The following is a 974-nucleotide window of genomic DNA, read 5'->3' as shown; positions in this document are numbered from 1 at the left end:
GAGTTCGCGGCGGCGGGTTTCGATCGGGCGAATCACCGGTTGGTGATCGTGGAGACCGGTCAGGTCGGTGGTTCGCGGCATCTGTTGCAGGACGGTAGTTTCGCCGAGCGGGGTACGCCGCAGCATGTGCGGGACGTGTTGGAGACCAGTTCACGGTTGCACCAGCAGTTGCGGCAGAATCCGCACCTGCTCGACGACCTGCATCGGGCGTTGGCCCGGGGGGATCTGACGGTGCAGTTCCATCGGGTCGAGGTTGACACCAGTGGTGGGCAGGTGTCGATCACGACCCGGCAGGCCGACCTGACCGGGTTGGACCTGGACGGGGTCGCGGACCGGTTGCCACCGCCGTCGGGGGCACCCGATCCGGCGCTGGGGCAGCGGTTGCACGAGTCGGCTCAGCGACTGGCCGCCGTCCTCACCAGTCAACCCGGCCGCTACGGCATCAGCCGGATCACCGCCATGAACGGACACACACTCCAGGTACAGCCCGGCCAGGGCGAGGCGTATCAGATCGACATCGGCACGATCCCGGACAGCGACGTTCCAGCGATGATTGCCCTGGGTGGCGATGGTGTGCACCGGGTGGTGTTCGCGGCGAACCATCTGGACGGGTTGGACGCGGCGGCGTTGGACCGGCTGGTGGCACGGACGATCGGGCATGTCCAGGGTGAGGTACGGGCGACCACGGGTGGCCGGTTGGGTCGACTGCTGGGTATGCACGGTGGCCGGTTGAACAGTGTCGACGCGTTGGTCAACGATCCGACCCCGGGACGCCGGCTACGGCCGAGTCACGCCGACATCGTCGGCCTGGCCGAGTTGGACGCGTTGGCCCGGTTGCACGCCGGGGCGGACGGCCCGCAGCGGGCGGCGATCGAGTCCGAGTTGCGGACGTTCATCGAGTCCCGGGCGTTGCGCGAGGGTATGCCGGGTGCGGACGTACGCGCCGACCTGGCCCGCCGCCACCTGTCCGAACC

At 68.8% G+C, this 974-nt stretch carries 1 protein-coding gene; it reads left to right on the top strand.

The features are described 5' to 3' along the window. Nucleotides 1-126: 126 nt before the first annotated feature. A partial coding sequence (locus tag ACFQ4H_RS34825; protein ID WP_377579544.1) for a hypothetical protein occupies nt 127-974 on the top strand: 848 nt, incomplete at its 3' end.

Origin of the sequence: Micromonospora sonneratiae (assembly GCF_042679305.1) — a bacterium.
Lineage (GTDB): Bacteria > Actinomycetota > Actinomycetes > Mycobacteriales > Micromonosporaceae > Micromonospora_H > Micromonospora_H sonneratiae.
Note: the sequence above shows the minus strand (reverse complement) of the source record. Positions and strands in the feature narration are given on the sequence as shown.